Source organism: Paeniroseomonas aquatica, assembly GCF_030409335.1.
Taxonomy (GTDB): Bacteria; Pseudomonadota; Alphaproteobacteria; order Acetobacterales; family Acetobacteraceae; genus Belnapia; species Belnapia aquatica.
In genome coordinates, this window is record NZ_JAUFPN010000290.1 from 1 (window position 1) to 6,248 (window position 6,248).

At 55.2% G+C, this 6,248-nt stretch carries 2 protein-coding genes and 1 pseudogene; all 3 read left to right on the top strand.

Annotated elements, in window-relative coordinates; all coding sequences use genetic code 11:
* Window positions 1-262 (top strand): annotated as a pseudogene (locus tag QWZ14_RS29680) (glucose-1-phosphate thymidylyltransferase RfbA); the annotation flags it as partial.
* Window positions 263-350: 88 nt separating this feature from the next.
* Window positions 351-5,273, top strand: a complete 4,923-nt coding sequence (locus QWZ14_RS29685; RefSeq protein ID WP_290320677.1) for a glycosyltransferase family protein — start codon at window positions 351-353, stop codon at window positions 5,271-5,273.
* A gap of 18 nt (window positions 5,274-5,291) precedes the next feature.
* Complete coding sequence (locus tag QWZ14_RS29690) at window positions 5,292-6,233, top strand: glycosyltransferase (protein WP_290320678.1); 942 nt, start codon at window positions 5,292-5,294, stop codon at window positions 6,231-6,233.
* Window positions 6,234-6,248: the final 15 nt, after the last annotated feature.

Sequence of the window (6,248 nt, forward strand, 5' to 3'; positions counted from 1 at the left end):
CGAGGAGGGCACGCTCCGGGTCGCCAAGCTCGGCCGCGGCTATGCCTGGCTCGATACCGGCACCCACGACAGCATGCTGGAGGCCGGCGAGTTCGTCCGGGCGATCGAGAAGCGCACCGGCCAGAAGGTCGCCTCGCCGGAGGAGATCGCCTGGCGCCGCGGCTTCATCGACGATGCCCAGCTGCTGGCGCTGGCCGCCCCCCTGCGGAAAAGCGGCTATGGCCAGTACCTCGAGCTGATGGTGCAGCATGATACGGCCTAATAAGCACTAATAAATTTTAAGCTATCCTAATTTCAGGATGAGCCAAAGAAAAAACTGCTTCTTGGTGCCCATCGAAAAGGAATATATAATGAGTGTGATTACCAAAACGGTCGTCGATGCAAAAATCGTATCGATTATTCCTTCGGCGATTTCAAGTCGTTTCAGTATTATTGATGACGGATTCCTCATCGAGGCGAGCGGCAATATTCGTCATGTCAAGGCAAGCATCTCTGCCGATGGCAATGGGCATGAGTTTAGCTTCGACGCTGGCGAGAAGTGGGTTCGTGTCCTATGGCCGATCGATCCCGGGATCGCCACGGTGCCGGGGACGAAGGTAGAGCTGAATTTTTCGAAGGCTCGCGGAGAGTGCGCGGACTTTGATTGGGTTGCCGTGCTCGGCGAGAAAGCGCTGCGCCACCATGTCCTGGCGCTGGTAGCCGCAAAACCATATCGGTTGGATAGCAATACCCAGACTATATCTATTTCTTTGCCTCCGGCCATTAGCTCGACCATTGGTGAAAAGAAGTATTTTGTTTCTGTACAGGTTTCGAAGTTTCCAACGTCCTTTTGTGTGAAGTACGTCGCACCCGGCGCTGGGGCTGCCACTGTAGCGACCGCCGCTACGGCACCGATGGCCTTGAGACCATCCGATGTTGCGGTTGGGAAGCCAGTGACAGATCCGCCAGACACCGATCCGCCTGACGAGGTGATTAGCAAGCCAGACGCCCCAAACCTGAGCTTTAACCTGCTTCCCAGCCTAGCGGCTCAGGATCTGCCGGTTGAGCTTGCGCTGGCCCACCGGACAAACATTTCCACGAGGATGTTTGTCGAGTTCGGCGGCGGTGGAAAGAAACCACAGGCCACATATCGCTTCTTGTCCGACAGCGAAGCCACGGCACACATCGATTTTAGCAATGTGCAGCAATCTGCGCGCATGTTTTTCAGTGCCGGTGTTTCGAATACCAGTGGTCCTGAATCGGTAATTTTAAAAGGTCAATTCCGTTCGCTTGGACATGAGAAGACTGCTTTGATGATTGGGCTAGCCGATGACGGCGGCCCAAAACAGGGCTGGAGATGGCGTTCCGGATCGAAGCTGCGGCTCGAGATTGGGCTCGAATGGACCGAATTCGTTGCGTGGTGGCCGACGATGTCGACGCTTGGTCAAGCAGTCCACGTGCTTTGCCACCTCGAGGGCAAGCCGATAATGGACATCGCCAATCTCCAGCTTGCGCGCTATGCGACCGACCTGGCTGGCGTGCCGAAATCTGCGACGCTGTCATTGTACCCGATGAGCTCGCAACGGCCGTGGCAAGCAGATGCTATCGTCATCCCTCAGGCTAGCGCATCGGGGAAGCTCCGCTACATAGTTGGTTATGCCAGCGATACTGAACTGGAGCGCCGGTCCTGGCAGGTTTTCAACCATTCCGGTGATGCGCCGGATTCCTGCTCGACGGTGATCGAGCGATTGGGCCCACAGCTTATTGGCCTATCGGTGTCGGCGCCTGCGGCTCCCGGAGCGCTGGTGGCGGTCGGGACGGCACAGGCTGGCGAGGTCAGGATCGACCTGGGACGTAGCCCAGGGATCGGCCTTGGGATCGTGATCCGGTCGGCCTTCTTCAAGGCCGGACAACTGACTGTCGAAGCCGCCTTTACGGTCAGCGACGCTGCTCTGGTCGAGGGGCTTTCCGTAGAACTCGAGGCTGGTGGACTAGTGCTTCAGAAAGCCACGGTCGCCGGGCCAACGGGCGAGGGAAGCATGCCCAGCGTGCGTTTGCAGGTGTCTTGTTCAGCGCGGACTGCAAAGCGTGCCCTGCGCCTCGTCTTACCGTCGCTCAAAATCGTGTTTGCGGTAGGCCCACTTGGCAGTGCACCAGAACCAGACGTCGAATCTGTCCCTGATGTGTTGGCCATTGCTCAGGAGGTCGAAGGCTCTTTTGAAGGAATACGTGTTACCTCGAATGGTACGTTGCTGGCGGCTGGGTGGGCGCGCGATCCGTCACAACCTGGCGCTGCGGTGACTGTCGATGTGTTCCTCGAAGATGTGCCGCTTGCTAGCGGCCGTGCCCTCTCCCGGCGGAAGGATGTGGCAACAAAGAAGGGCGGCTCCGATGTGGCGGGCTTCACGGTGGAGATACCGCCGAACATCTGCAAGGGAGAAACCGTATCCGTCAGCGCACGAGCCCGGACGAGACGCGGCGCACTGACCTCGCCTACCCGCGAAGTGCGCTTTTCGCCCTTCGGCTACAATCCATCAGCGGCATCAATGCCGATGCAAGCTCTCCTTGCACGGCCGCGTTTCCAAAAGCCGGGTACGACCTTTGCCGCAGTCATCCTGACGCAGGACGGCGCCGACGTTCTCGGTCCGTTGCTTGATAGCATCCAGCGATATGAGGAACATAGTTTTCAGCGCATCATTGTCATTGATCATGAATCCATAGACGAGACCGTGAATGTTATCTCAACATTTTCAGCTCGGCTTCCGCTGGAGCACATTATTCGCCCGCGCACTTCGTCTTTTTCTGAATCTAATAACTACGGAGCGAGCCTATCCACAGAAGATATTATTTTATTTATAAATAATGATATTTACTTGACTGCTCCTATCATTGGAGAGATGGCGCGGTTTTTGACACCAGAGATCGGTGTCGTTGGCATCAAGCTGCTGGACCCGCCTATTTCCAACTCTCGTTTTGGCGCTCAAGCACCCCAGCACGTTGCGATTCACTTTGATCCGGCGGCGCCGGGCGGCGCGAAGCCGTTCGAAAGCCGCCTTTTGACCGATTGTCCGCAGGCAAATTCCAATGCGGTCCAAGTGCCCGCTGCAACAGCGGCCCTTTTCGCTATGGACCGGTCGGTGTTCCTGGAATTGGGTGGCTTCGACGAGGAATATTTTTACGGCTGGGAAGATATCGATCTTTGCTTGCGAAGTCTTGCGGCTGGCAAGACGAACATCTCGGTCAACAGCATCAGCGCTGTCCATGTTCGCGCCCATAGCAGGCGACAGATGCCAGCAAGCGTCACCGAACGACGCAACCGGAACAGCACGTATTTCGGTGGACGCTGGTCTTACACCCTCAGGCGTACCCTCCGCTCCCAACAACTCGCAGGGAATGGCTACTGGACTGGGCGGAAACTGCATTTCGGCTTCGTCGTATCGGAATTTGGACCTGAGGCCACTGCCGGCGACTACATGACTGCCCTTGATTTCGCGCGCGCGATGGAGCGGACGACGCCGTCACGTAGCTACTTCTTCAACAAAAATGAACCGGTTGATGCGACCGACATAGACTATCTCGTCGTCATGACTGACGACTTCGACGTACGGAAGGTCTCCGGTCTGGGGACGACTGCCACTGTTGTCGGCTGGGCCCGTAACTGGTTCCATCGATGGGTTAGCAGGCCCTGGCGAGAGCGCTTCGACCTGTGGTTCGCCTCCTCCGAACACGCTCGGCGCTATATGGAAGAGGAGTTATGCCGCTCGGTCGCATTGCTCCGGATCGGCACCGATGGGCAGCGCTTCTCGAAGGGTGGCGCACTCGATCCCAAGCTGGCCTCCGATGTGGCGTTCACCGGGCATTTCTGGGGATCGCCGCGTGAAGTCGTCTCCATGCTCGACGAGGCCGGAGGCCTGAACATACGGTTTTACGGCAAGGGATGGGATGCCCATCCGGCCGCAAGCCATTTCTGGGGTGGCGTCCTGCCCTATGACCGGATGGTCGATGTTTACAAAAGCACGAAGGTCGTCATCGACGATTCGAATTTCGTCACCGCGACCTGGGGGTCGTTGAACAGTCGGGTATTCGATTCCCTGGCGGCAGGCGCACTCGTTCTGACGAACAATGCGATTGGTGTCGCAGAGGCTTTCCCGGATGTCCTGCCCACCTACTCAAGCAAGGAGACCCTGGTTGAGCTGCTGCAGCTTTATGTGAACGATGATGCAAAGCGGGCCGAGGCCACGGCCAGGGCCCGGGCGCTGGTGATGGAACACCATACCTATGACGTCCGCGCGCGCGAATTTCTGACCGCAGCGCGCGAAAGATGCACGGCCGGGCTGCGGGTCGCCATCAAGATTGGCTGCCCGAAGCTGGAGCGCGCCGATGGGTGGGGCGACTGGTACTTCGCCAACTCGCTGCGGCGGGAGCTGGAAGCCCGCGGCCATGCGGTACGGATCGACTGCCTGGACGACTGGTATAGCCCCCAATCCGCGTCCGACGACGTGTGCCTGACCCTGCGTGGCCTGGACCGCTATCAGCCGAAGCCGGGGCAGATCAATCTGCTTTGGATCATCAGCCATCCCGACAAGGTCACGGTTGAGGAGATCAATGGCTATGACCGGTGCTTCGCCGCTTCAGCCAAATTCGTGCGGACCTTCGCCGACCTGGTGAAATGCCCCATTTCGGTGCTGCCGCAATGCACCGACAGCCGGATCTTCTTTCCCGCCGAAAACGCTACCGAGCAGGACATGGAATCCCAGCCTGTTGTCTTCGTCGGGAATTCACGCGGGGTTTCGCGGCCCGTGGTCAGGGCTGCGGCGGAAGCCGGGGTCGGGCTGCAGGTTCATGGCGGTGGCTGGGCCGCCCTGTTGCCCGAGTCCATCGTGAAATCCCAACTCATCCAGAATGACGAGCTCGGCGACCTCTATCGTGGGGCGCGGGTGGTCCTGAACGACCATTGGGAGGATATGCGCCGCTGGGAGATCGTCTCGAACCGCATCTTCGATGCGGTGGCCTGTGGCCGGCCCGTTATCTCGGATGATTGCGAGGGAATCGCATCGTATTTCAGGGATACGGTCGTGACGCATAGGCAGGGGGAGGGCTTTCTGGATACATTCGCCCGTGCGACCGGTGCCGCGGTATCAAAGGATGTATTGCGTGCCGCGGCGGAGCATGTGCTTGCAGAGCATACTTTTGCCAAACGAGCGGAGTTCTTGGATTGTGTCATTCGGAAACTAGACAGTGAGTATGACCGCTTGAACGGTTGCCGCTTAAAATTATCAAAAGAAGCCGCTTAACCAATTGGGATTTTTGTAATGCTTTTTAAACATATTTTAGCAACGCGTTTTAATCTTGCGTTTCATTCGTTAGCAAAAGACAAGAATGATCAAAAAACTCGCGATTCTGAGTGGATGGAGCATCGTATAAATTTATTTTCGAAATTTTGCGCAAGGTCTGTCAGCTCTCAACACAACAAAGATTTCGTGTGGCTTATTCTAATAGATCAAAATACCGAGCAGCATTGGGAAGACAAGATTAAAAAATCAATTGGAGGCGAAATAAATACTATTATTCTGCGATGCGGTCCGTATCCTTCTTGGGGCGTTATAATCCGTTCGATTGTTTCTGATGGCGAGTTCTATACCATGACACGCCTCGATAATGATGATTCAATATCTAGAAATTTCATTGATGCCGTGCAAAAACGTGTGCCGGATTTAATAAGAAATTTTTCTAAAGGAGTTGTAGGGCTTGATTTTTCTGATGGAGTAGAATTCGACGGAAGTCAGTTTTACCCACTCACACAGCCTGGATCAAATTTCTCCTCTATTTTGGCACGGCTTGAATTTGATGAAATTCCCCGGTCAATTTACGATTATCCTCATCGTGACCTTATCAATCTTGTTCCTACCACCGTAGTTTCTCTGGGCTCTGATCATCCAGTATGGTGCCAAAACATTCACGATAGAAATGCTAAAAACATAAAACAGGCTCATGCAAAGGGAATAAACAGTGAAGACCTACGCCATTTATTTTCTTTTGAAAATGAAGATGGTTGGACGTCCAGTTTCCGAATGATATCAGTCCCTCATGACGGAATGACCTTAGTTAATTATTTATCTAAATCAAGTTCTCATGAGTTTTTTGGTGCAAAGAATAGAGCTCGAATTGTTGATGGTGATCTGCGCATAGCTCTGACTTCTTCTGAAGACATTGGATTGATGATATCTGGTCCTAAGAAGCTGTACGCGAAATGAGTTGGGATGGTCGGG

Coding starts and splice junctions, on each gene's coding strand:
- QWZ14_RS29690 (WP_290320678.1), top strand. CDS start 5,292: ATGCTTTTTAAACATATTTTAGCAACGCGTTTTAATCTTGCGTTTCAT.
- QWZ14_RS29685 (WP_290320677.1), top strand. CDS start 351: ATGAGTGTGATTACCAAAACGGTCGTCGATGCAAAAATCGTATCGATT.